We start from the raw sequence: 819 nt of genomic DNA on the forward strand, positions 1-819 counted from the left end.
TTTAGCTGAAGGAAGATCCGAACGATGAATCGAGATTCTTGCTTGAGAATCCAACTCGTTCGGATTTTTTTATTTGTAGGATGAACGTAGGCTTGCTTCATATATGTAGAGCAGTTAATGAGAAGCCAAGTCTTGCACGGAAATCAACCGCGGTGTAACAAGCACTCCATACTAGCACATTGATCCCATTTGTTTGTCTTGAGATTCGATGGACATAGTTGTGTCTCAATTTCTTTTTATACGTAAAAGCAGGTTTTTTAAGAAACAAGTGGAATACCTTTTTAAATGTTAGAAAAGAAAGGATGCATCAAATGAATAATGTTTCACCACTTTTAAAAGGAAAAAACGTGATACTAAGAAAACCAAAGGACAGCGATGTAAATGACTATCTAGCATGCAAACAAACAAAAGAACTTATTCGCATGTACGGAGGCGATACCCGAAACTTAAAACCTCTTACATTACAAGATGCCAAGCGGCACGTCGAGTACATAAAGTCTCAAAAGCTGAATTGGTGCATTGAATATCAGCAGCGTTTTGTTGGAGAGGCCCGGCTGACCGTTAACGAGTACGACCGGCGCGCACGGTATGCAATTGGTTTATTTGATTCCTCCGTTTGGAATCAAGGGCTAGGCACTGAAGTTACAAAATTGGTACTTGCGTATGCATTTGAACACCTTCACTTGCACAGAGTCGAATTACGAGTGCTCGAATACAACCATAGAGCCATTGCTTGTTATGAAAAATGCGGTTTTGTAAAAGAAGGAATAGAGCGTGAAGGTGCTTTTATTGAAGAAGCATTTCAGACAGATCTTATCA

1 protein-coding gene is annotated in these 819 nt (G+C 39.7%); it reads left to right on the forward strand.

Annotation, left to right across the window (positions count from 1 at the left end):
* Positions 1 to 311: 311 nt before the first annotated feature.
* Positions 312 to 819 (forward strand): GNAT family N-acetyltransferase (locus AC1DRF_RS30405; protein WP_477742619.1); only part of this gene is annotated, 508 nt, incomplete at its 3' end.

Source organism: Priestia sp. P5_B4 (assembly GCF_056400385.1).